Raw genomic sequence first — 22,384 nt, forward strand, 5'->3', positions numbered from 1 at the left:
TCTTTACTCAATAGTCCTTCGTATATTTCACGCTCGCGCTCTGCCCGCCGCTCGATCCCGCGGCCGACAACAGGCTGAGCGCCTTGGTCAGCGCGATCTCGAGCTGCGTCGAGGTGAACCCCTTCGCATCGGTCACGATCTCTACATAGATGTTCTTCGTGATGTACTTGCCCGCCGCGAGGCTGGTGCCACGCCCGGTCGCCTGATCGGCGCCGAGGACGCGCAGCCGATCGAACCCGGTCGCCGAGCGGAGCTTGCCGAGCGGGTTCAGCCCCCCCCCGCCCGACCCGCGCAGCGAGTTCAGTGCGGACGCCAGCTGGATCGCCTCGGTCGCCGACAGATTGGCCGGGCTCGACCCGAACAACAGGCGGCTAAGCACTTCGTCCTGCGGCAGGACCGGGGTCGACGTAAACGCGATCTGTGGACGCTGACCGGTACCCGTCACGTTGATGATGACGGTTATGTCGCTGGTAGTCGTGGTCGCCTGGATGTTGATGTCCGGATCGGTTAGCGCACCGCCGCGGAAGCGGATCTGGCCCTTGTTCACCTCGAACCGCTTGCCCGAGAACGAATAGGTGCCGCGGACCACGTCCATGCCGCCGGTGACGATCGGCGCGGCGGACGTGCCGCCGATGTGCATGTCCATCTCCCACTCGGACTCGAGGCCCATGCCCGAGACGAACAGCTGGTTCGGCGCCCGGACACGAAGGTCGAGCTTGAACTTGCCGATCGCAGGCACGTCCGAGCGATCGGTCGAAACCGGCGTGCGGATGTCGCTCTTGCGGCGGACACCGGTCAGTTCGGGAACCTCGGCCTGGCCCTGGCGGATGATCTGGTAGCGTGCCTCGGGGATTTGAAGATCGCCCTGGATCAGTCCACCATTGCGCCCGTTGGTAAGGTGGACCGTGCCCGTCGTGGTCGCGCTAATCGCGTCGCTCTTGGCAAGCTGCGCATTGTTCAGCGTCGCGCGGATATCGATCGGGAAACCGCTATCCGCCGCGAACCCGATCCTGCCCTGCGCCTGCACGGTGCCATCGCCGGCCTTCGCATTGAGCTGGGTCAGTTGCAGGTCGGTGTTCGAGAACCGCCCGGCGATCCGCATCTGCGACAGGCGCGTGCCATAGGTCTCGTTGTCGTAGGTCAGGTTGTCCGCGCGGACGACGCCGTTCAATTGTGGCGCGGACAAACGCCCGGAGAAGTCGGCGGCGACCGCGATCGGCCCCGACAGCTGTTGGTTCGGGATCGCGGCAAAGCTGAACAGCACTGCCGAAGGGCCGTTATAGCGAATCCCGCCCGAAAGCGGCGCGGCCATCAGACGCGTGCTCCAAGAGCCGTCGCCGGCCGGCAGCGGCCGGAGGTTGGCGACCATGCGGCCGATGACCGACGTCCCGCGACGGACCAGCGCACGACCGGTCGCGCCGTCGCCGCCGAGCGTGCCTGCAAACACGATGTCGACGGGATCGGAGACGGCGGCGAGACCCGAACGGGTGAAGTTGGTGACGGTCACACGCGCGTCGGCGGTCGGCAGTGCGGCCGAGTTTGCCTGCGAGAAGTCGAGGCTGCCGGTCGCCTTGCCGCCGATCCCGAGGTTCGGGACCAGAGCGGAGAGCGTCGACAGGTCGAGGCGATCGAGCCGGACCTGCGCGTTCGTACCGCGGCCGTAGCTGCCCGCCAGGCGCGCCGAGCCACCGCCTGCGCCACCGAAGTCGATCCGGGTCGGCGACAGGCGATACTCGCCCTTCACCGCCTGGATGCGCGCCGGATTGACGGTGCGGAAGTCGATGCCGTTTGCCTGGCCCTGCGCGGCGACGAGGTAGTTGTTGGGACTGAGCTTGGCGTTGACCGCGAGGCGGAACGGTACGCCGTTGGAGCCGGTCAGCAGCGCCTGTGCGGTGCCGTTGCCACCGACATAGTTCACCTTCGCACGTGCCGCGGAGAGGACGATCGCACCGTAGCGCATGTCGGCGACTTGTGCGTCGGCGACGATCTGTGGCGTCGGCGTCAGCACCGCGGTGGCGTTGACGATCGCACGGCCGATGGTGAAGTCGACCATGCCGGGAATCTTGGCGCCGTTGGCACGGACTGCGACGTCGGCGCGTTGATAGCCGCCCTGATTGGCGAGGCGCACGTTGCCCGACAGGCCTTGCCCGGCGAACTGGAGCGCGCCCGCGAACGGGCCGGCCGCGGTCTGGACGATGCGGCCGCTGCCGACGATCCCGGCGAACACCACGCGGCGGACGTCGACCGCGAGTTGCGCGCCCGGCTTGACCAGCACGTCAGCGGTGAATGGGCCGTAGTTCGTACCGCCGCTCGCGGTGACGGCATAGGCGCCGCCACGGCCAACGATCCGCGCGTTGAGATTGACGAGGCCAACGCCGACCCCTGGACGCGGCGCGCGTAGGACGACGACCGGTGCGGTCGCGCTGCCCGTGACGCGGGCGGACAGTGGGCCGTATGCGGTCGAATACGCATCGGCATCCACCAGCACGGCGCCGGTGGCCGGATCGAACCGACCTTCGCCACGCGTGACGCGAAACTGTGGCGCGTTCATGCGCAGATTGCGGAAGGTGACGATTCCCTCGGGGCTGTAGCCGATGTCCGAGCGGACGATCGCGTTGCCGCCGAGGAAGCTGCGCGCGCCTTCGTTGAAGATCTGCGACGTCTGGGCGACGACGCGGCCGGTGATCCCGAAGCCGCCGTTGGGGCCCGGTACCAGCTTGGCATCGGTCGTCAGGTTGACGATCCCGATCCCGTCGACGCGGTAGTTGTTGATCCGCCCCTTCAGCGCGCCGGTGTAACGCCCGGTCGCCATGTTCGCGACGACCACTGCGGTCGCATCGATCTTGTCCGAACGGATCTTGAGGTTGTCGGAGAGGACGTTGACGCCAGAGATCGCGAAGTCGCCGTCGATCGCGACGTTGGTCGCGAGCCCGCCGACGGCGGCATTGAGCCCCGTCACGCGACGTGCACGCGCCTTGATCGGTACGAGGATACGGTCCGAGTTCACGCGCGCGAGACCCTCGGCGTAGAGGTTCTCGACGCCCATGTCGCCGAACGCGATCGTCGCCGCGCGGACCTTGTAGTCGACTGTCGGCGTCGCGAACGCACCGTCGAGCACGACGCGCGCCGTGACATCACGACCGCGCAGGTTCGGCAGGATGGCGCCGGGCGTCAGCAGCTTCGCGTTGACCGCGAAATTACCAAAACGGCTGTTGGCGAGATCGATCAGACCACCGGCGTCGACCGCCAGCGCGTCTGACTTCAGTGTCATCCGCGTGTCGGCCTTGCGGTCGTTGAGCGTGGTATCGATCGCCACGTCCAACTGCGGCGACGTCAGGCGCTCGACCGGACCTTCGAGATACAGGCCGGGACGCGTCGAACCGCGCACTTCGATATGGCCGTTCTTGGCGGTCAGGCCGAGGTTCGCCAGCTGTCCGCCGCCGAGTGTTGCGACGGCGCGACCCTGCCACGAGGCCCAGCTACCGCGTCCGTCGACGCTTGCCGTCAGCGGCGCCTTGAAAGACCCCATCGTCGACACGACGCCGCCGACCGGTGCGGTCAGCTTCAAATTGACGTCGAGCTTGTTCTGCTCGGGCACCGCGTCGAGCTTCAGCACGAGGCGGTCGCCGCCGGCGATACCAGGGCCGGTCAGTGCGGTCGCGTTGGTAGTCAACTGCGCGCGCTTGTCGGCGATGTGCACCGCGCCGTTGATCTTGACGATGTGCGTCTGGCCGGTGACCGGCTTGGCGATCAGGAAGCGGTCGATCACCAGGCGGTTCACGTCGATATCGAGATCGGGGAGCAGCGGCGCGTTGGGATCGGTCGGCGTCGCGTTGAGTATCGGGCGGCGCTGCAACGTTACCAGCGGCGTGGTCAGCGAACGCACGTCGACATGGTTCTTGGCGAACGCGAATGGGCGCCAGTCGACGGCGAGCTTCGGGCTGGTCAGGAAGACGCCCTTGGGATCGGATACGCGCACGTCGCTGAACGTCATCGCGCCGTAGATCGAACCGTCGATCCGGCCGACCTTGATGTTGAGGCCGGACGCGGTGGTGTAGCCGCCGATCTGGTCCGCGACGAGCCGCCGGCCCGGATCGGTGTTGATCCCGAACAGCACGATCAGGACGAGCGCGACAAGGCTCACGATCAGGATCGTGAGCCATTTCAGGATGCGCTGCCACAGGGGGCGCCGCTCGACGATCACCGTTTCGGTCTGCTCGAACTGGTCCCGCTCAGCAGGGCCCTGTTCAACAGGTGGAGTGCCGTTTTCGGCCATCAGAATGCCTGCCCGATCGAGATGTAGAGGGCGATCTTGCCGTCGCCCTCGCGTGGGTTCAGCGGCGTCGCGACATCGAAACGCATCGGGCCGAAGCTGGTATAGAAGCGCCCGCCGATGCCCGCGCCGTAGCGTAGGGACGACAGGTTCGGCGTGCTGCTCTCATAGCTGTTGCCGGCGTCGATGAACGGCACGATGCCGAAATCGCCGAACCGGTAGCGGGCCTCGAGCGCGAATTCGTTGAGCGAGCGCCCGCCGACCGGATCGCCGTTGGGATCGAATGGCCCGAGCCGCTGGTATCCGTAACCGCGCACCGATCCGCCGCCGCCGCCGTAATAGCGCCGCGATGGCGCAAGGTCGTCGCGGGAGACGCCCTGGATCGAGCCCGCCTTGGCGCGCCCGGCGATGACGATGCTGCTGGAGACGGGGTAGTAGAACGTCCCCTCGATCATCGTCCGGATGTACGGCTTGACCGAACCCTGGACCGACGTCTCGGGGCTGAGGTTCAGCGTCAGGCGATAGCCCTTGGTCGGGTTGAGCAGGCTGTCCGAGCGGTCGAACTTCACCTGGCCCGGCAGCGCGACGATGCCGTAGGTGCGCCGGACGTTCTCGCCGCGACCGAAATCATAGACGCTCTCGTTCGTACCGACGAGCTCGCCGCCGTAATAATAGGTCAGCGGCTTCTGCCAGATCGGCGTGGAATCATAGCTCCAGCGGACGCCGACGCTGGTCGTGAACGCGTCATAGGCGTCGTAATTCGAATGGTTCGCGCCCGCGGTCAGGCTGAACGTGCGGTCGCGGCGACCAGCGTTGGCGCGGCGGAACGTGCCGGACACACCTTGCTCCTGCGTACCCGCGATCACCGATCCGATCAGCGCGCCCTCATACGGGAACAGGTTGCGGTGCTGCCACGTGCCTTCCGCGCGGAAGCCCTGCCCGGTCGAGAACCCGACATTGCCGCCGAGCGAGCGCGGCTTCCCCTCGCTCTGGCGCACCAGCAGGTCGACCTGCTCGGTGCCATCCGGATTGATCGTACCCGTTCGCACCGGCTCGACAGACACCGTCGAGAATAGCGACGTCGCGACCAGCGCATCGCGCAGGTCGTCGGTCATCCGGTTGTCGTAGAGTTCGCCCGACTTGAACCGCGGGAACAGGTTTAGATGCTCGAGATTGAACACCGGATCGCCTTCGGTGCGAAGCTGCCCGAACGACGAACGCGGTCCCGTATCGACGGGCAGCGTGTACGCGCCGGTCGGGGTCTGGTCGTCGAGCAGGATGTCGCGCTCGCCGACCTTGACGAACGGATATCCTTGCTGCGGCAGCGTCAGGCTGACGTTCGCCTCCGCGCCCTGGATCCGCGCGGCCTCGATCGGATCGCCGACCTTCAGCGGCAATTGCGTGCGGACAAGGTCGGGGGGCGTCGTCGCGTCCGCCTTCACGGTGATCGACGACAGCGAATAGAGCCGGCCGGGTTGCGCGCTGACTGTCGCCTTCAGCCGCGCGGGCTTGGTCTTGTCGGCATCGGGGATCGTCTCGATCGTCGAGATCGCGGTCGCATCGTAATAGCCGAGCGACTTCAACAGCCGCACCGCCAGCGCCTCGTCCTCACGCGCACGCGCTGCGACCTGCGTGGCGTTCGCGGCCTTGCCCTTGCCCTCGGCGAGCGCGGACAGCGCCTTGTATTCGCCTTCGAGCCCGTCGCCCGCCTTGTCTAGACCCTTGGTCGCGGTCTCGTAGCGGATCTCGGGCGCGTCCTTGTCCTTGATGTCCGCCGCGGTCTGAAGCGGGGTCGTGTCGAAGCTCGACAATGGCGTCAGCGGCTGCGCGAGTTGCGGATCACTGGGGCCGGTCGGCGGCAGGACGTCGCCCGCCAGCGTTGTCGCGGGGGCTGTCGCAGTGGCGGGTGTTGCCGGTGTTTGCGTCGAGGGAGCGGGCAGCGGCGCCATCGCTTCGAGCGGCGCATTCAGGTCACCGCTCAACCGCGGCAACGCGCTGTCGAACTCGGCGTCGGGCACGATCGGCGCGTCGGAACGCGGATCGTTCGACTGCGGCTGATCGCTTGGCTTGGGCGCATCGGGACCCTTGGCTGGGGCGGTACCAGGCTTCACCAACTGCGCGGAACCGACGCCCGCGAATCCCGTTGTCGACGCTACCAACGCCAGAGCGAGCCAATGATGCCGGCTGTTAGAAGCTGTCACACGATCCCCTTTACAGGCAGCGATCGTGCTCGATTCACCCCCATCTTCGTCCACGTAACGCACATAGGACGGCTTGGTTTCACAAAAATTAACCTCAGACACAGCCGATTAGGCCACCGACCGGCATGACGACAGTATCGCGCCCGGGACGGTCGATCCGTAGCGTCGCCGACGTCACGGTCGCGCCCGCCGAGATGTCGGCGCGGACCGCGACCGCCATGTCGAGCGTCGCGGTCACGTCGCCGCCGCGATACTGCGTGACGCCGCCAAAGCCGAAGCCGATCGCAGGCGACTGGGTCGTCATCGCGTAGTCGGAGGTCTTGCCATCGATCGCGAGACGGATCTGCGCGGGGTCGGCGGTCGCCATCGCGACGAGTTGGCGGCCGGCATCCATGTTCCAGAGATACGCGGCGCACCCCTTGGCGGGGAGCTTCTGCTGGCCGATCGCGCCGAGGGGACCCGGACCTGAATTGGCAGCTGGCGCAGGCGTCGCGGCTTGCAGCGCGAGCATAAGAGCGAGCGATATCATGGCGTCACGCCTATCATGAACAGCCACGCGGGATAAGCCGCGATCGCCAGCAACGCGCCGAATGGAAGCGCGGTGTCCGCCGCCATGCTGCGTCCCTTGAGGTGTGCGGCAAGGACGACGCCGAGCCCGATCATGCTCGCGATCAGCAGGACGGCGGGCAACATCTGCCACCCGAGCCACAGCCCGATCGCACCGAACAGCTTCGGATCGCCCCCGCCCATGCCGTCGCGGCCACGCAAATGTCGGTAGCCGAACGCGACCAGCCACAGCGTGCCGAACCCCGCGATACCGCCGATCAGCCGTTCCTGAAGCGGTGGGTCGATACCGAACGCGACGCTGGCGAGTCCGGTCGCAGCCAGCAGGATCGTCAGTCGATCGGGCAGCCAGAATGCGACGAGGTCGAGGCTCGCCAACGCCAGCAACAGCCATCCGAACACCGCGCCTGCTATGCCGACCGTCCCCGGCGCGACGATCCCCGCTGCCAAGCCGATCACCAACCCCGCCAACTCGATCCGACAATGCACCGGACTGATCGCGACGCCGCACCCTTTGCACCGGCCGCGCAGGACTAGCGCGCTCAGCAGCGGCACCAGCTCGACCGCGCGGAGAGTCCGCCCGCAGCCATCGCACGCCGAGCGCCCCTGCATCACCGATCGCCCGTCGGGCCAGCGCGTCACCAGCGCCGCGACGAAGCTGCCGATGATCGCTCCGAGCACCCCCAGCAGCACCGCCCAGAACGCAGCCTCAGACACCCGTTTTCCGCACCAGGTAGCGATACACGCCGAGGAGGTTGATCCCGAACAACACGATGTTCTGCGTGCCTAGCGCCCAGTCCCCGGTCAAGGCCGCACCGCTCAGCCACGCGATCGACGAGCCGACGAACAGCACGAAACCCCACCCAGTCACGCGCCGCCCGAAGTCGAGCGACACCATGAACGCGGCGATCACCCCCGACCCTGCTGCACACCATTTGAGCGTCGTGATGAGTGTTTCCATGACGGGAGGTCTAGGCGCATCCCGCAGTGCTTTGTATTGCCGCACATCAACCCCAGATACGGGGGCAGAAGAATATATGGAGAGTGAAGTGGCCGTCGATCGAGATCCCATCGTCATCCTGTCCTACGCGCGCACGCCGATGGGATCGTTCCAGGGCGCGCTCGCCGGCGCGACCGCGACGCAGCTTGGCGCCGACGCGGTGCGCGGTGCAGTCGCGCGATCGGGCGTGTCGGCGGCCGAGATCGAGCGGATCTACATGGGTTGCGTGCTCCCCGCCGGGCTAGGCCAGGCGCCGGCGCGACAGGCGGCGATCAATGCCGGGCTTGGCGATCATGTCGAGGCGACGACGGTCAACAAGATGTGCGGTTCGGGGATGCAGGCGGCGATTCTAGCCGCCGATGCGCTCGCGGCCGGTTCGGTCGACCTGCTCGTCGCGGGTGGCATGGAGAGCATGACCAACGCACCGTACCTTTCGAAAAGCCACCGCGGCGGCGCGCGGATCGGGCATGACCGGATGTACGACCACATGTATCTCGACGGGCTCGAGGATGCGTACGAACCCGGCAAGCTGATGGGGAACTTCGCCGAGGACACTGCGCACGAATACCAGTTCACGCGCAAGCAGATGGACGACTACGCAATCGACTCGCTGCACCGGGCACAGCGTGCACAGAAGTCCGGCGCGTTCGACCGCGAGATCGTTTCCGTCGATATTGCCGGTCGCAAGGGCACGACCACGGTCTCGCTCGACGAGCAGCCAGCCAAGGGCGACGTCGCCAAGATCCCGACGCTGAAGCCTGCCTTCTCGAAAGACGGCACGATCACAGCCGCTAACGCCTCGTCGATCTCCGACGGCGCTGCGGCCTTGGTGATGACGCGGGCGAGCGTCGCCGAGCGGCTCGGCGTCACGCCGATCGCGCGCGTCGTAGCGCATGCCGCGCACGCCCACGCGCCTGCCCTGTTCACCACCGCGCCGGTGTTCGCGATGCGCAAGGCGATGGAGAAGGCCGGCTGGTCGGCGTCGGACATCGACCTGTTCGAGGTCAACGAAGCCTTCGCCGTCGTCGCGATGATCGCGATGCGCGACCTCGGCTTGCCGCACGACAAGGTGAACATTCACGGGGGGGCTTGTGCGCTGGGCCACCCGATCGGCGCGAGCGGTGCGCGGATTTTGGCGACGTTGCTGTCGGCGCTAGAGACGACTGGTCAGAAGCGCGGCCTAGCCTCGCTCTGCATCGGCGGTGGCGAAGCGACCGCGATGGCAGTGGAACTAATGAACTGACCTCCCCCCTCCCTAAAGGGAGGGGCCGGGGGTGGGTTGCTCTCGGCAGCGCGCAAGCGCAGTCTCACAGGATGCCGCGCGTTCCCCCCGAAATGACGCGACGCGCTCGGGAGCTGCGCAATCATCCGACGGATGCGGAGATCGCGATCTGGCACAAGGTCGCATATTTCCGCCCGCGGTTCACGCGACAGTTGGTCGTGGAGAGGTTCATCGTCGATCTGGCGTGTCGGGAGGTGCGGCTGGCCGTCGAATTTGACGGGAGCCAACATATCGACTCGTTTCGTGATGCGACGAGGACCCGGCGGTTGGAAGATCTCGGCTGGACGGTAATCCGGTTCTGGAACTCGGACGTTGCCCGCAATCCAGACGGCGTAGCCGAGACGATCCTGGCAAGCGTTGTCCGTCTTCGGCGGCCAACCCACCCCCACCCCCTCCCTTCCAGGGAGGGGAGCTAACAAGTCAGAAGACCAACCCTATGGCGCCCTCCCCTTCTCCCCCCTCCCTGGAAGGGAGGGGCCGGGGGTGGGTCGGTTTCCGCATCATGCGACGCCGCCACCAAAACAGCCCTCTCAACCCTCAAGGCAAGACTTCACCAGCCTCGACACCCCAAAGCCCCCCAACCGCAACAAACCCCGCCTGCCCCTTCACGTCCATCCTGCACCAGCCATTGCCGCACTGGCTCAGCCGCCCGACCACGCCGGGCGCTGCACGCCACAGCAATTTGGCGGACGAGACGGGCTTCTCGCGCATCTCCACCGGCCCCGCGCCGTGGACGATCGCGGTGCGCGTGCCGCTGAGCAGATTCGCCTGCATCCAGCCTTCCGTGCCATCGGGATCAGCGACCTTGCGCCACTCCTTGAAGATCGCGACCACCTTGATCGGCAGGTCCTGGCGTTGATACAGCCAGCTCGCCGGATAGGTCCGCGCCGGCCCGGTCCGCATCCGCGCGCGCGACGCCGAGATCGACGCGTAATATGGCACGCTCTTCTTCGTCGCGTCGGCTGCGGTCGCCGGGTCGGGCACCAGCGCGGCGGCAACAAGAGCGGAAAGCGCGGCGGCGAAAATGCGCATGGTCATGTCCTAACTGGCGAGCCGAACTCCTATCGCGACGAACCTCTTTCCTCAACCGAAGTTGCGGCCCCGACGGTGACGGGACGTTGACGGGCAGGAGCGGCTTCGCCAAGCCGGTCGCATGATCGACACACGCCGCTGTCCGAACCCCAAGGTTGTCGTCACCCGCGAACTGGCCGATACGCTGATGGATCGGATGGAAGCGCTGTTCGACACGCAGAACAACCGCGCCGACACCAAGCTCGACCGCGAGCAGCTTGCCGCGGCGATGGCCGACTGCGACGTGTTCGTGCCAACCGTGACCGACGACATCGACGCGGCGCTGATCGCCGGCGCAGGCGACCGGCTGAAGCTGATCGCGAACTACGGTGCGGGCGTGAACCATATCGACCTGAAGGCGGCGCGCGCGCGCGGGATCATCGTCACCAACACGCCGGGGGTGCTCACCGAGGACACCGCCGACATGACGATGGCGCTGATCCTGTCGGTACCGCGGCGTCTGGCGGAGGGCGAGAAGCTGGTGCGATCGGGCCAGTGGAATGGCTGGAGCCCGGGCGGGATGCTCGGCCACCGGATCGGCGGCAAGGCGCTCGGGATCGTCGGGATGGGTCGGATCGGCCAAGCGGTCGCGCTGAGGGCGCGCGCGTTCGGGCTGACGATCCATTATCATAACCGCACCCGCCTGCCCGCGGTCCGCGAGGCGCAACTCGCCGCCACCTTCCATGCATCGCTCGACGACATGCTCGGGGCAGCTGACATCGTCACGATCCACACGCCCTTGAATGCCGACAGCCGCGACTTGATCGACGCCCGCCGGATCGCGCTGCTGCAGCCGCATGTGTACCTGATCAACGCCGCGCGTGGCGGGATCGTCGACGAGGGCGCACTGGTCGATGCGCTGGAGGCGGGCAAGCTCGCTGGCGCCGGGCTCGACGTATGGGCGCACGAGCCGGCAATCGATCCGCGGCTGCTCGCGCTGCCCAACGTTGTAATGCTGCCGCACATGGGCTCCGCGACGCTCGAAGGCCGGATGGCATCGGGCGAGCGCGTCATCCAGAATATCCGGATGTGGGCGGATGGCCATCGCCCGCCGGATCAGGTCCTCGACGGCTGGATCTGATCTCGCCAACACAATCTGCATCAATATTTCGGAACCGATGCCGCGGTGCAGCATTTGTCGGATACCCCCGGAGAGACAGGAGTATCCAAGATGAAGAAGTTTGCCGTTTCCGCCCTGCTGGTCGCATCCGCCGTCTCGATGAGCGCATGCTCGACGCTCACGGGCGCAGGCATCGGTGCAGCCGGTGGCGCAGGCGTCGCCGCCGCGACCGGTGGTAGCGTCGAAAAGGGTGCAGCCGTTGGCGGCGCTGGTGGCGCGGTCGTCGGCACTGTCGCCGACTGACCGATGGACGATCCTCCCCCGCCAGGGGGAGGTGGCGCCGAAGGTGACGGAGGGGGAGGAAAGCGAAACATCCGTTCCGTGTCCTCCCCCTCCGTCTGGCAAGCGCCAGCCACCTCCCCCTGACGGGAGAGGATCAAACATTCAGTCCTAGACCGCGCGCATCCAGTGCGTCCGCGCGACATTTCCGGTCAGAACCTTCGACCCAAACGCCTTGATAATCTTCGCGGCATCGGCACTGTTCATCAGCACGACGCGCGTGCCACCTGATGGCAGCGTCTCGATCGCACTGATGATCGCGTCATGCTTCTTGCACATCGCCACCACCTGAGGCTGTTCGACGCTGACGTTGACGGCGCGCGAGATCGGCACGACCGTGTCGGTGCCCGTCGTCACGCTGCGGCCCCTGATGGCGCGAGGGTAGAATAGATCGTCATGCGGCATTCCCGGCTCGGAGCGCGAGCGCATAGCATCTCTCAGTCGCAGCCTGCCCGTACGAAGCGCCGCGATGCATCAGCTATGCGCGCTATCGCTCCGAACGGCAATGGCGCGGCACGCTTTCGCTATGCTCGCACCCGCAGCAAAGCGAGCCCAAACCCGATGAAAATCGCCCCCGTCACGCGGTCGAACGCGCGTCGCAACGCAGGGCGCGTCAGATACCGCGCGAGCGTCCGCCCACCGGCTGCATACACGCCGTACCAAAAGCTTTCGACGACCGCGAAGGTCGCCACGAGGATCGCGAACTGCGGTGCCTGCGGGGAGGCGCGGTCGACGAACTGCGGCAGGAATGCCGCGGCGAACAGCAGGAGCTTGGGGTTGCTGATCCCGATCACGAACCCGCCGCGATACAGCCGCCACGCCGGTACGGTCGGGGGAAGTGCCACCGGCGTTGTATCGTCGCCGACGTCGATCGGAGACCCCGCCCCTCGCCACGCCTTAATCCCGAGGAATATCAGATATGCGACGCCGGCATAACGCAGCGCGTCGAACACCCGCGGCCATGCCGTGAGCAACGCGGACACGCCCGCCGCCGACGCCGCCAGCACGAGCACCAGCGCGGTCAGGCACCCCGCCATCGCCGCGACGCTACGCCGCGCGCCGAAGGCGATGCTGCGCGTCATGACGTGCAGCATGTTTGGTCCGGGAGTCCCGCATAGGAGGAACACCGCGACTACGAACAGCCACCAGGCGTGTAGCGTCATAGGTATTCCCTATTCCTAGTCGCCGACTTGTTCAGTGCGGCTCTTGTCGAAGCAGGACGGCCGCATTCGAACGACGGCCTGCTCTTCCTTGTTCTTCCGCGAAGGCGGGAGCCCAGACTGGGTCCCCGCCTTTGCGGGGAAACAAGCTTCGGTTGGTTCCAACCGATAAGCGCAGATCTGTCCCAGGGCACGAGGTGTCGCACAACCGACGCTATCAAAGGTTCGACATCATCGACGCGCGGCCACCCTCGCCTCAATCCCCCGTCAAGATCCGATCGACCAACTGCCCGACACTCGGCACGAAGCCGTTCGAATAGAACGGGTCCTTCTTGAAGTTATACGCCGCATGCCCCGCGAACATCAAATTCTGGTCGATGTCCCCACCATGTGCGATGTCCTGCAACGTCTTCTGGATGCAGAAGCTGCGCGGGTCGGCGAGGCGTCCGGTCGAGTTGGTCTCGGTATCCGCCCAGCTCGAGAACGAGCATTGCGACAGGCAGCCCATGCAGTCGGCCTGGTCCTTGCGGATCATGCCCTTCTCGGTCGGGCTAACGAACACCAGCGTGTTGTCCGGCGTCTTGAGCGCATCGGTATAGCCCTCGCCGAACCACTGCCGCGCACGCAGCAGGTCGTTGCGCGTGACCCAGAAGTTCTTGCCCTTCACGCCAACGTCGAGCTGGAACACATGATCGCCAGCCTCCTGCGTCGAGAAGGCGATCTGGCGCTCGGAGCGTGCTTCCAGCGAGCGCAGGAACGGGTTGCGCACCGCCGACGAATAGAAGCCGGTCGGCGAGAATTTGTGCAGCAGCACGTCGCCTTCCTCGATCTGCGTCAACGCGTCCTTCCAGCCCTGCGGGATCGGGCTTTCGCGCGTGAGCAGCGGCCGCGTGCCGAACTGGAACGCGATGGTGCCGAGCTCGGGATTGTCGATCCAGTCGTTCCAGTCGCGCAGATACCAGACGCCGCCGGCCATCACGATCGGCACGTCATCGCTGATGCCGCCCTCGCGCATCACGTCGCGCAGTTCCTTCACGCGCGGATACGGGTCCTGTGGCTTCAACGGATCCTCGGCGTTCGATAAGCCGTTATGCCCGCCTGCGAGCCACGGATCCTCGTACACCACCGCAGCAAGCCACTCGGCTGCCTTCGAATAGGCGCGCTTCCACAGCGCGCGGAAGGCACGGCCGGAGCTGACGATCGGCAGGTAGCTGACGCCGTAGGACGCAGTGATCTCGGACAGCTTGTACGGCATGCCCGCACCGCAGGTGACGCCGGCCACCTTGCCGCGGGTGCGTTCGAGCACGCCGTGCAGGATCCGCTGCGCGCCGCCCATTTCCCACAACACGTTGATGTTGATCGCGCCCTTGCCGTCAGCGATCTCGTACGCCCGCTCGACTTGTTGGACCGCGCCCTCGATCGCGTACTGGACGAGCTCCTCGTGCCGGTCGCGCCGGGTCAGCGCCGCATAGACCTGCGGGATGATCTTGCCTTCGGGATCGTAGCTGTCGGCGTTGACTGCCGACACGGTGCCGATGCCCCCGGCCGCAGCCCAGGCGCCGGCCGACGCGTGGTTGGTCGCGGCGACGCCCTTGCCGCCCTCAACCAGAGGCCAGACTTCCCGACCGTTATAGACGATAGGCTTCAGGCCCTTGAACACGACGTCACCTCTCCCGGAAAATACGGCCCCCTATATCGCAAGGACGCAACGCGCGAGCAATATTAAGACCTAGGTTAGTAGTTCGCCTAGCACGCCAGGCCGACCGAGCGCATCCTCGTACAGCGCACGATAGCGAGCGATCATAACCGCTTCGTCGTATTCGGCCCGTGCCTTGGCCTGGTTCGCGGCGCCGACCGCGGCCCGCAAGGCAGGATCGGCGACCAGTGCCTGCAACGCATCGCGCAATCGCACTTCGCCGGGAAGTTCGGTCACGAACGGCAAATTCTCCGCCGAGACCATCCGCCTGATATCGCCGACCGGGTAACTCGCGATCGGCAGGCCGGCGGCCATCGCCTCGACCACCGAGATCGGAAACTGCTCGCTCCGCGACGACAGCGCCAGCATGTCGAAATGGCCGATATAGCGGTACGGCCGATCGAGGAATCCGGGCAGTACCAGCTTGTCCGCCATCCCCATCGCCGCGGCGGCCTGCAGTATGTTCGCGCGCTCCGGCCCCTCCCCGACGATCACGAGGCGAACCCGCCCGGAAACGCCACCGACCGCACGCACCAGCGCAGTCAGGTCCTTCACGTCTCGAAGGCCCGCCAGCGCGCCGATCACGACTTCCTTGGCGTTGGGGGTAAATCCAGGGATCGCCTTGGGTTCGGGCTTCTGCGCGTAATAGGCGGTGCCGATCCCGTTGACGATCCGGTGGACCCGCTCGCGCGGCTGTTTCCAGGTCTTCAGCGCGATGCCTTCGAGCACCTCGGAGGGTACCGCCAACGCATGCGCAGCGCCCAGCGCGAGCCGCCGATAGATGTTGCGCTCGATCTTGAGCCCGTTCGCCTCGTCGGCGTTGAAGCCATCCTCGTGATGCACCAGCGGCGGCGATCCCTTGGCGAACGCGCGCCGCGCCATCGCCCCGTCGATCGCACCCCAATTATAGCTCAGCACCAGATCGAACCGCCGCATATACTGCGCGATCGCCTCGTAGCGCGCGACCGAAGGCTTGCCCGTCAGCGGCGGCGGGTTCTGCGCGATCTCGTAGCGCACCCCCTTCGCGATCGAGTCCCGCGCGCTCAGCGCATCGGGCACGCCCGACACGATGGTGTGTTTCGCGCGATCGCCGAACGCATTCATCAGCCGAACCGCGCGCGCCTCCTTCCCTCCTAGGTCGAACGAGGAGTGGAGGTGGAGGATGTTGACGGGAGCGGCCATGGCCGACGCGATGCCGATTTTCGCGAGCGCTTTCAAGGGCGCGTGCGGACTTACCGTGCGCCAGCGCTGGCAACACAATCGGCATCGGTACAATATTGCCGTCGAATCGGACCATTCATCCAAGTCTTTGCATCGATAGCCAAGCGAAACGGACAATGTTCACGTTGAGCCTTATGCGACCTGGCCCGTAAAACAGCTGGACCTGAATACCGGCAATAAAAGGATGACCGTTATGGCTGCCTATGATTTCGATCCAAAACAGATCCAGAGTGCTCTCGACGCCGCTGCGCAACATGCAAAGTCGGCCAATATTGCTTCGGTTAGTGCGGAGACCGACGTTTCCAATGGCGGCGCCTTGGTACTAGCCGGCGGGTGTATCAGCGTCACGGTCAACAACGGACAGGTCTGCGTCAATCTGCCACTAGGGTTCGGCTCGATCTGCCTGCCCATTCCGTCGATTTCCCCAGCGGAACCGCAGCGCAGGCTTGCCTCGACATCTGCACGACATGGGGCACCCCTACCGGCGTGAAGGTCACGATCTCGGTCGCCGGGCATGTCGTCGTTTCGAAGTCGTTCGGCCGCTGCTGATCCGACTTTCCAAGAGGGAGGCCGCGCGCTGCGTCCTCCCTCCTGGCTAGCACTCAGCCTGCGAACACTTCCTTGGCGATGTGCGTGATCCGGCATGCCAGATCCGCCTCACCACTAGCCACCACGTAGAAGTCGCCCGCGTCGGCGATGCCCGTCGTGAAGACCACGTTGTCGAGGTACATGCTGTCCTTCAGCGGCTCAGTCAGCGCCGGGTTCGGCTCCAGCAATGCGGTGTGCTCGGTCGCGACGGTGATCGACGGGTCCTCCTTGTCTAGGATCGACCAATAGGTTCGGTAGATGCCGACCACGCCCGATGGCTCCACCCCGTGCCACAGCGTCAGCCAGCCACGATCGGTCAGGATCGGAGGCGCGCCGCCACCCATCCGCGCGGTCGAGACGGTGGCCGAATGTGGCCGGATGCCGGGCTTGTCATGCGGCTTCCAGTGCAGCGCATCGGGCGAGCGCGACAGGTTGATCGACGGCCCGCTGCGCCATTCGCTACCCGGCGGATAGGCAAAATACAGGTCGCCGAGCGGCCGGGTCTGCGCCCAATACTGCCCACCGATCAGGCCCTCGAAGATCAGCATGTCCTTGTTCTGGTGATCGAGCACGATTCCCTCGAGCTGCCAGTCGAGCGCGTTGGCGGACGAATACAACGTCGTCGAATGCCGCTCCGGGCTTACGGAACAGGTGGTCATCAGATACCGATCCCCAACCTTCGAGATCCGCGCATCCTCGACGCCGTAGCATTGGTACGACGTCCGCGGCGCGATCGCCTTGTCGTAATGCACCGCGACCACCGAGCGGCCCTCAGGCTCGAGCTCGACCGGGAGCAGCCACGACAGCGAGGTCAGCGCCATCACCTTCCACCCGCCGCCGGGGATCAGGAATTTGCGTGGATCCTTGGTATCCACCATCGTCAGCGGCCAAGCGTCGAGCACATACGCGCCGTCTTCCCAGCGGATCGCATGGACGTTGCCATCCCTGATCGGCTTCTTCAGCGCCTCCGCCACGCGCACCATCAACAGCAGATTGCCATTCGCCAATCGCGTCATCCCCGGATTGAACGCACCGAGCACATAGGTCTCGGCGCCGACCTTCCCCGCCAGCGGCGAGCGCGACAGGTCGATGTCGGCGGGGGTGAAGACGAGCTGATCGAACATGCTATTCTCCTTGGTGAGTATGCCGTGTTCCCCCGCGAAAGCGGGGGCCCAGGGTCATGAATGCCGCCCTATGGTATCCTGGGCTCCCGCCTCCGCGGGGGAACTTGGAGGGAAGATCATTCCCCCTCAAGCGCCCGCGGGACGATGACGATCTGCTGGATTACCGATCGCGTCGGCTGGGTAAGCAAAAACTCGACCCCCGCCGCGATGTCCTCGCCGCGCAGCATCTGCTCCGCCTCGATCATCTGGCGCTGCTTGTCGTCGGGCACGTCGGGATATTGCATGTCCGACCCGACCTTGCCCGGCTCGACCAGCGAAACCCGGATCCCCTTCGGCCCCAGTTCGCGCCGCAATGCTTCCGAAAAACCCGCGATCCCGGACTTGATACCGGCATACACCGTCGAGCTCGGCCCGAGAATATGCGCGCTCAGCGAGCCAATGATGACCATGTCGCCGATCGGCGTCATCCGGTGCGCCGCATGATGCGCGCTGAGGAGATAGGCAGTGAAATCGACCGCGATCGCGTAGCGAAGCTCGTCCTCGGTCATCTGCGTCAGGCCACCGGCCGCTACCGCGGCGTTGATGACGGTGATGTCGAACCCGCCGAGATACGCCTCGCCCGCATCGAAGAACGCGCGGACCTTGTCGGGATCGGCGAGTTCGGTGATCATCCCGTCGCCCTCGCCGACCTGTCGGATGTGCGCGAGCGCGTCCTGCAGATAGCGCTCGTCGCGCCCACAGACGTAAACCTTGGCGCCGTTCGCGGCGAGCATGACCGCGATCGCCCGGCCGATCCCGGTCGTGCCCCCGGTAATGATCGCGCGGCGGCCCTTGAGCGGGCGGGCGGTCGTATGCAGGTCGGCGCGTTCGGTCATCGAGTTTCCCGGCTTGTCAGTAAGGTCGACGCCAAACGCGCAGTCCCAGCCGGATGTCCCTAAGCGCGGATCGCCGCCCCCTCAAGCGCGCGCGCCAGCAACCGGTCGATCGGCTCCTGCAGCATCGTCTCGCTTAGCGTCGGCGCGTGGCCGACACCCGGCACCGTCACCAGTTCCGCCTGATCTAGCGATGCCGCCATCCGCTCCGCCGTCGCCGCCGACAGCAGGTCCGATCGCCCCCCGCGCACGATCAGCGTCGGCACATCGCGCAGGGAGCCTAGCGCCTGCCACATGTCAGGCCCCGCCTCGTTCCCCGGCACGCGGAACGGCTCGGCGATCTTCAGATCGTAATCGAGCACGATCCGCCCCGAACTGTTGAGCCGGTACAGCCGCTTGGCCATCGCCAGCCAATCCTCGATCTGCCAGTCGGGATAGACGTCGGCGTTGTTCTCCGAAACGCAGCGGGCTGCATGCATCCAGGTCGGGAAAACGCTCGCCTTGCCGACATAGCCGCGGATTCGCGACAGGCCCTGCGCGTCGATCTCCGGGCCGACGTCGTTGAGCAACGCCGCCATCATCCGACCGCGCGATGGCCCGGCCATCAGCATCGTCACGATCCCGCCCAGCGACGTGCCGAACGCGATATACCGATCGATACCCTGGTCGGTCAGCAACGCCTCGACGTCCTGCACGTAGGTCAGCGGCACGTACGACATCGGGTCCTTCGCGTAGGCGCTCTCGCCCCGCCCGCGAAAGTCCACCGCGATCAGGCGCCAGCGCCCCGCCAGCCTGGCCGCCAATGCATCGAAATCGCGCGCATTCCGCGTCAGCCCCGCCATGCAGATGATCGGCGACTGCCCTTCCGCGCCCCCCGGATAGTCCCTCGCGTGGAGTCTCAGCCCGTCGTTGGACCACCAATAGAGGTTTTCGTAAGCGGCCATGGTTGCGTCCTTCGGGTAGTGGCCACCATATCGCCGCATGCCTATCTCCCCGCAAGCCTATCGCCCCGAAGCAAAGCTCCTCGACCTCGGCGACGGCTTCTTCGATCCCGTCGCGCCCGCCGACTTCCCCGAGACGAGGCTGCGCTTCCGCAACGATCGCGCCGCCGCGCAGATCGGTCTCGACGCGCTCACCGAAGACGAATGGACACGTCATTTCGGCCGGTTCGAGCCGCTCCCCGGCACGCTCCCCCAGCCGTTCGCGCTCCGCTACCACGGCCACCAGTTCCGCAACTACAACCCCGATCTCGGCGACGGCCGCGGTTTCACCTTCGCGCAGATGCGCGACGACCGAGGTCGCCTGATGGACCTCGGGACCAAGGGGTCGGGCCAGACGCCGTGGAGCCGTGCAGGGGACGGTCGCCTCACACTCAAGGGCGGTGTGCGCGAAATCCTCGCGACCGAGATGCTCGAAGCGCTCAACGTCCCCACCTCGCGGACGCTGTCGCTGATCGAGACTGGCGAGGAACTCCAACGTGGCGACGAACCCAGCCCGACGCGCTCGGCGGTCCTCGTCCGCCTCAACCACAGCCACGTCCGCATCGGCAGCTTCCAGCGTCTCGCCTACCACCGCGATGAAGCGGCTTTACGCAAGCTCGTCGGCTACACGCTGCGCAACCTCTACGACGAGGACAACGACGATCCGGTCCGCCTGCTCGACCTCGTCGTCGGCCGCACCGCGCGTCTCGCGGCGCGCTACATGGCGGCGGGTTTCGTCCACGGCGTGCTCAATTCCGACAACATCAACGTCACCGGAGAAAGCTTCGACTACGGCCCGTGGCGGTTCGCCCCGACCTGGGACCCGGCCTTCACCGCCGCTTATTTCGACCATCAGGGGCTCTACGCGTTCAGCCGCCAGCCCGAGGCAATTCACTGGGACGTGATGCAACTCGCGGTGGCACTCCGCCAGATCGCCGAGAGCGACCCGCTGGTGGCGGCACTTGACCAGTTCGGCCCGCGCTACCAACCCGAGGTCACGCAGGCGATCCTCTGGCGCCTCGGCGTCCGCCCGCGCGATCCGGATACCGACCGCGACCTCGTCCAGGCCACCGAACGCGCGCTCCGCACCTCCGGCGGCGGGATCGACCGGTTCTTCTTCGACGCGTTCGGTGGAGAGTTGCCCGGCACCTACGACGAACCCTGGGCCGAAGTCCGCGCCGCACTCGCGTCCTACGAACCCCGGAAAGACCGCTCGCACCCCTATTGGTCGGGCGAGCCATGCAGCATGCTCATCGACGAGGTCGAAGCGATTTGGGCCCCGATCGCTGAGCACGACGACTGGACAGCCCTAAATGCAAAAGTGGCCGTGATCCGCGGCATGAGCCAGGCACTAGCCGATTAATTGGAATCAAACCCGATTTGGGGCAAGAGCGGCACCATGTCCGACGAGATCATTTCCTACGAGCCAGCCACCGGTGCGGTCCTCTGGCGCCACCCAATCGGCGACGTCGACGCCGAAGTCGCCTGCGCGCGCGCCGGCTGGTCGAGCTGGGCGTCGAAACCACTCGCCTTCCGGATCGAGACGATGCGGCGCTTCGCCAACATCGTCCGCCAGCGCAACGACGCGTTCACCGACCTGATCGCGCGCGAGACGGGCAAGCCGATCTGGGAAGCGCGCGGCGAGGTCGAGACGGTCATCGCCAAGGTCGACATCTCGGTCAGCGCCTATGCCGATCGCACCGCGCAGCGCCGCCTCGAAGCGACGATGGGATCGCGGATCGCCGTCCGCCACAAGCCGCACGGCGTGCTGGCCGTGCTCGGGCCGTACAACTTCCCGGCGCACCTGCCCAACGGCCACATTGTCCCCGCGCTGATTGCCGGCAACGCCGTGGTCTTCAAGCCATCCGAAAAGACCCCTGCGGTCGGCGCGTTCCTCGTCGAATGTTTCCGCGCCGCAGGCGTACCGGCCGAGTGCATTCGTTTAGTCATCGGTGGCCCCAACGAGGGCAAGGCACTCGCCGCGCACCCCGATATCGACGGGCTGCTGTTCACCGGCTCGGCGCGCACCGGCCTCGCGCTTAACCGCGCGTTCGCCGACAAGCCCGAGAAGATCCTCGCGCTCGAGATGGGCGGCAACAATCCGATCGTCGTCTGGGACGCGCCCGATCTGCACACCGCCGCCGTGCTGATCATCCAGTCCGCCTTCACCACCGCCGGCCAGCGTTGCACCGCCGCGCGCCGGCTGATCGTCGACACGAAGCTGTACGACCCGCTGATCGCGACGCTCGACAAGATGGTCGGACGGATCATCGTCGGCGAGCCGCACGCCAACCCCGCCCCGTTCATGGGCCCGGTGATCGACAACGAAGCCGCCGAGCAGCTGACCGAGAGCTTCCTCGAACTGATGACACGCGGTGGCCGCCCGATCCGTCATCTCGAACGCCCGGTCGCGGACCTGCCGTTCCTGAAGCCTGCACTGATCGACGTCACCGACATCGCCGACCGCCCCGATATCGAGCTGTTCGGCCCGATCCTGCAGGTCGTCCGCGTCGACGATTTCGACGCCGCGATCGCCGAGGCGAACAACACCCGCTACGGCCTGTCCGCTTCGCTGATCAGCCAGACGCCCGCGCTCTACGACCGGTTCTGGGCGAACATCCGCGCCGGCATCGTCAACTGGAACAAGCCCACCAATGGCGCCTCGTCGGGCGCGCCGTTCGGCGGCATCGGCTGGTCGGGCAACCACCGCCCAAGCGCCTATTACGCCGCGGATTACTGCGCCTACCCGGTCGTCAGCAGCGAATCCGAGAGCGCGCGTGCGTCGATCGGCATCGGCCTTGCCGACGGCTGAGACCTTCGATCCTCCCCCGCCAGGGGGAGGTGGCGCGAAGCGACGGAGGGGGAGGACACAGAGCAGAGGTTATCGCGGCCCTCCCCCTCCGTCTGGCAAGCGCCAGCCACCTCCCCCTAGCGGGGGAGGATCGGTCGATTC

At 66.2% G+C, this 22,384-nt stretch carries 20 protein-coding genes; 7 read left to right on the top strand and 13 right to left on the bottom strand.

Annotation, left to right across the window (positions count from 1 at the left end):
• Positions 1-7 precede the first annotated feature (7 nt).
• The 5 genes from ASE69_RS19625 to ASE69_RS19645 form a co-directional block, all read right to left on the bottom strand.
• On the bottom strand, positions 8-4,276 hold the full coding sequence (locus tag ASE69_RS19625) for a translocation/assembly module TamB domain-containing protein (RefSeq protein ID WP_056490473.1): 4,269 nt from the start codon (positions 4,274-4,276) through the stop codon (positions 8-10).
• The gene (locus ASE69_RS19630; RefSeq protein ID WP_056490476.1) at positions 4,276-6,474 is read right to left on the bottom strand and encodes an autotransporter assembly complex protein TamA; all 2,199 of its coding nucleotides are present in this window, start codon (positions 6,472-6,474) and stop codon (positions 4,276-4,278) included. Before ASE69_RS19630 ends, ASE69_RS19625 begins: the two co-directional genes overlap by 1 nt.
• A gap of 94 nt (positions 6,475-6,568) precedes the next feature.
• The gene (locus ASE69_RS19635) at positions 6,569-7,003 is read right to left on the bottom strand and encodes a hypothetical protein (RefSeq protein ID WP_056490478.1); all 435 of its coding nucleotides are present in this window, start codon (positions 7,001-7,003) and stop codon (positions 6,569-6,571) included.
• Positions 7,000-7,755, bottom strand: coding sequence for a prepilin peptidase (locus ASE69_RS19640; protein ID WP_056490480.1), 756 nt, complete (start codon positions 7,753-7,755; stop codon positions 7,000-7,002). Before ASE69_RS19640 ends, ASE69_RS19635 begins: the two co-directional genes overlap by 4 nt.
• Complete coding sequence (locus ASE69_RS19645; protein ID WP_165895429.1) at positions 7,748-7,999, bottom strand: hypothetical protein; 252 nt, start codon at positions 7,997-7,999, stop codon at positions 7,748-7,750. Before ASE69_RS19645 ends, ASE69_RS19640 begins: the two co-directional genes overlap by 8 nt.
• A gap of 88 nt (positions 8,000-8,087) precedes the next feature.
• On the opposite strand from ASE69_RS19645, the gene ASE69_RS19650 reads away from it, so the two are divergent.
• Positions 8,088-9,281, top strand: coding sequence for an acetyl-CoA C-acyltransferase (locus tag ASE69_RS19650; protein WP_268795513.1), 1,194 nt, complete (start codon positions 8,088-8,090; stop codon positions 9,279-9,281).
• A 92-nt stretch (positions 9,282-9,373) separates the two neighbouring features.
• A complete protein-coding gene (locus tag ASE69_RS19655) occupies positions 9,374-9,736 on the top strand; it encodes an endonuclease domain-containing protein (protein WP_321163592.1) in 363 nt (120 codons plus the stop codon).
• Positions 9,737-9,857: 121 nt separating this feature from the next.
• Here ASE69_RS19655 and ASE69_RS19660 read toward each other — a convergent pair whose 3' ends face one another.
• Entirely contained in the window at positions 9,858-10,358 is a 501-nt protein-coding gene (locus tag ASE69_RS19660) for an SH3 domain-containing protein (protein ID WP_082453266.1), read from the bottom strand.
• Between the two features lie 115 nt (positions 10,359-10,473).
• Between ASE69_RS19660 and ASE69_RS19665 the strand changes: the two genes are divergently transcribed.
• The gene (locus tag ASE69_RS19665) at positions 10,474-11,472 is read left to right on the top strand and encodes a 2-hydroxyacid dehydrogenase (RefSeq protein WP_056490491.1); all 999 of its coding nucleotides are present in this window, start codon (positions 10,474-10,476) and stop codon (positions 11,470-11,472) included.
• A gap of 90 nt (positions 11,473-11,562) precedes the next feature.
• Positions 11,563-11,754, top strand: coding sequence for a hypothetical protein (locus ASE69_RS19670; protein WP_056490494.1), 192 nt, complete (start codon positions 11,563-11,565; stop codon positions 11,752-11,754).
• Positions 11,755-11,901: 147 nt separating this feature from the next.
• On the opposite strand, the gene ASE69_RS19675 is transcribed toward ASE69_RS19670, so the two are convergent.
• The 4 genes from ASE69_RS19675 to ASE69_RS19690 all read right to left on the bottom strand — a co-directional run bounded on the left by ASE69_RS19675 (position 11,902) and on the right by ASE69_RS19690 (position 15,828).
• The gene (locus ASE69_RS19675) at positions 11,902-12,147 is read right to left on the bottom strand and encodes a hypothetical protein (protein WP_156362429.1); all 246 of its coding nucleotides are present in this window, start codon (positions 12,145-12,147) and stop codon (positions 11,902-11,904) included.
• A gap of 167 nt (positions 12,148-12,314) precedes the next feature.
• Entirely contained in the window at positions 12,315-12,953 is a 639-nt protein-coding gene (locus ASE69_RS19680) for a LysE family translocator (RefSeq protein WP_056490497.1), read from the bottom strand.
• 253 nt (positions 12,954-13,206) lie between these two features.
• A complete protein-coding gene (locus tag ASE69_RS19685; RefSeq protein WP_056063082.1) occupies positions 13,207-14,610 on the bottom strand; it encodes an NAD(P)H-dependent flavin oxidoreductase in 1,404 nt (467 codons plus the stop codon).
• 69 nt (positions 14,611-14,679) lie between these two features.
• A complete protein-coding gene (locus ASE69_RS19690) occupies positions 14,680-15,828 on the bottom strand; it encodes a glycosyltransferase (RefSeq protein ID WP_056490719.1) in 1,149 nt (382 codons plus the stop codon).
• A 232-nt stretch (positions 15,829-16,060) separates the two neighbouring features.
• On the opposite strand from ASE69_RS19690, the gene ASE69_RS22280 reads away from it, so the two are divergent.
• Positions 16,061-16,357, top strand: coding sequence for a hypothetical protein (locus ASE69_RS22280; protein WP_156362430.1), 297 nt, complete (start codon positions 16,061-16,063; stop codon positions 16,355-16,357).
• 112 nt (positions 16,358-16,469) lie between these two features.
• Here ASE69_RS22280 and ASE69_RS19700 read toward each other — a convergent pair whose 3' ends face one another.
• The 3 genes from ASE69_RS19700 to ASE69_RS19710 all read right to left on the bottom strand — a co-directional run bounded on the left by ASE69_RS19700 (position 16,470) and on the right by ASE69_RS19710 (position 19,395).
• Entirely contained in the window at positions 16,470-17,579 is a 1,110-nt protein-coding gene (locus ASE69_RS19700; RefSeq protein WP_056490503.1) for a glycosidase, read from the bottom strand.
• Positions 17,580-17,695: 116 nt separating this feature from the next.
• The gene (locus ASE69_RS19705; protein WP_056490506.1) at positions 17,696-18,454 is read right to left on the bottom strand and encodes an SDR family oxidoreductase; all 759 of its coding nucleotides are present in this window, start codon (positions 18,452-18,454) and stop codon (positions 17,696-17,698) included.
• 59 nt (positions 18,455-18,513) lie between these two features.
• Positions 18,514-19,395: an alpha/beta fold hydrolase gene (locus ASE69_RS19710; RefSeq protein ID WP_056490722.1), complete on the bottom strand. Its 882-nt coding sequence runs from the start codon at positions 19,393-19,395 to the stop codon at positions 18,514-18,516.
• A 37-nt stretch (positions 19,396-19,432) separates the two neighbouring features.
• Between ASE69_RS19710 and ASE69_RS19715 the strand changes: the two genes are divergently transcribed.
• Together ASE69_RS19715 and astD are read left to right on the top strand one after the other, a co-directional pair.
• The gene (locus ASE69_RS19715) at positions 19,433-20,794 is read left to right on the top strand and encodes a protein adenylyltransferase SelO (RefSeq protein WP_056490509.1); all 1,362 of its coding nucleotides are present in this window, start codon (positions 19,433-19,435) and stop codon (positions 20,792-20,794) included.
• Between the two features lie 36 nt (positions 20,795-20,830).
• The gene (gene astD, locus ASE69_RS19720; protein ID WP_056490512.1) at positions 20,831-22,243 is read left to right on the top strand and encodes a succinylglutamate-semialdehyde dehydrogenase; all 1,413 of its coding nucleotides are present in this window, start codon (positions 20,831-20,833) and stop codon (positions 22,241-22,243) included.
• Positions 22,244-22,384 lie beyond the last annotated feature (141 nt).

The organism is Sphingomonas sp. Leaf208, from assembly GCF_001421415.1.
In the GTDB taxonomy this organism is placed as follows: Bacteria; Pseudomonadota; Alphaproteobacteria; order Sphingomonadales; family Sphingomonadaceae; genus Sphingomonas.

Coding starts and splice junctions, on each gene's coding strand:
- ASE69_RS19625 (WP_056490473.1), bottom strand. CDS start 4,276: ATGGCCGAAAACGGCACTCCACCTGTTGAACAGGGCCCTGCTGAGCGG.
- ASE69_RS19635 (WP_056490478.1), bottom strand. CDS start 7,003: ATGATATCGCTCGCTCTTATGCTCGCGCTGCAAGCCGCGACGCCTGCG.
- ASE69_RS19645 (WP_165895429.1), bottom strand. CDS start 7,999: ATGGAAACACTCATCACGACGCTCAAATGGTGTGCAGCAGGGTCGGGG.
- ASE69_RS19655 (WP_321163592.1), top strand. CDS start 9,374: ATGACGCGACGCGCTCGGGAGCTGCGCAATCATCCGACGGATGCGGAG.
- ASE69_RS19660 (WP_082453266.1), bottom strand. CDS start 10,358: ATGACCATGCGCATTTTCGCCGCCGCGCTTTCCGCTCTTGTTGCCGCC.
- ASE69_RS19665 (WP_056490491.1), top strand. CDS start 10,474: ATGATCGACACACGCCGCTGTCCGAACCCCAAGGTTGTCGTCACCCGC.
- ASE69_RS19670 (WP_056490494.1), top strand. CDS start 11,563: ATGAAGAAGTTTGCCGTTTCCGCCCTGCTGGTCGCATCCGCCGTCTCG.
- ASE69_RS19680 (WP_056490497.1), bottom strand. CDS start 12,953: ATGACGCTACACGCCTGGTGGCTGTTCGTAGTCGCGGTGTTCCTCCTA.
- ASE69_RS19690 (WP_056490719.1), bottom strand. CDS start 15,828: ATGGCCGCTCCCGTCAACATCCTCCACCTCCACTCCTCGTTCGACCTA.
- ASE69_RS22280 (WP_156362430.1), top strand. CDS start 16,061: ATGGCTGCCTATGATTTCGATCCAAAACAGATCCAGAGTGCTCTCGAC.
- ASE69_RS19700 (WP_056490503.1), bottom strand. CDS start 17,579: ATGTTCGATCAGCTCGTCTTCACCCCCGCCGACATCGACCTGTCGCGC.
- ASE69_RS19705 (WP_056490506.1), bottom strand. CDS start 18,454: ATGACCGAACGCGCCGACCTGCATACGACCGCCCGCCCGCTCAAGGGC.
- ASE69_RS19710 (WP_056490722.1), bottom strand. CDS start 19,395: ATGGCCGCTTACGAAAACCTCTATTGGTGGTCCAACGACGGGCTGAGA.
- ASE69_RS19715 (WP_056490509.1), top strand. CDS start 19,433: ATGCCTATCTCCCCGCAAGCCTATCGCCCCGAAGCAAAGCTCCTCGAC.
- astD (WP_056490512.1), top strand. CDS start 20,831: ATGTCCGACGAGATCATTTCCTACGAGCCAGCCACCGGTGCGGTCCTC.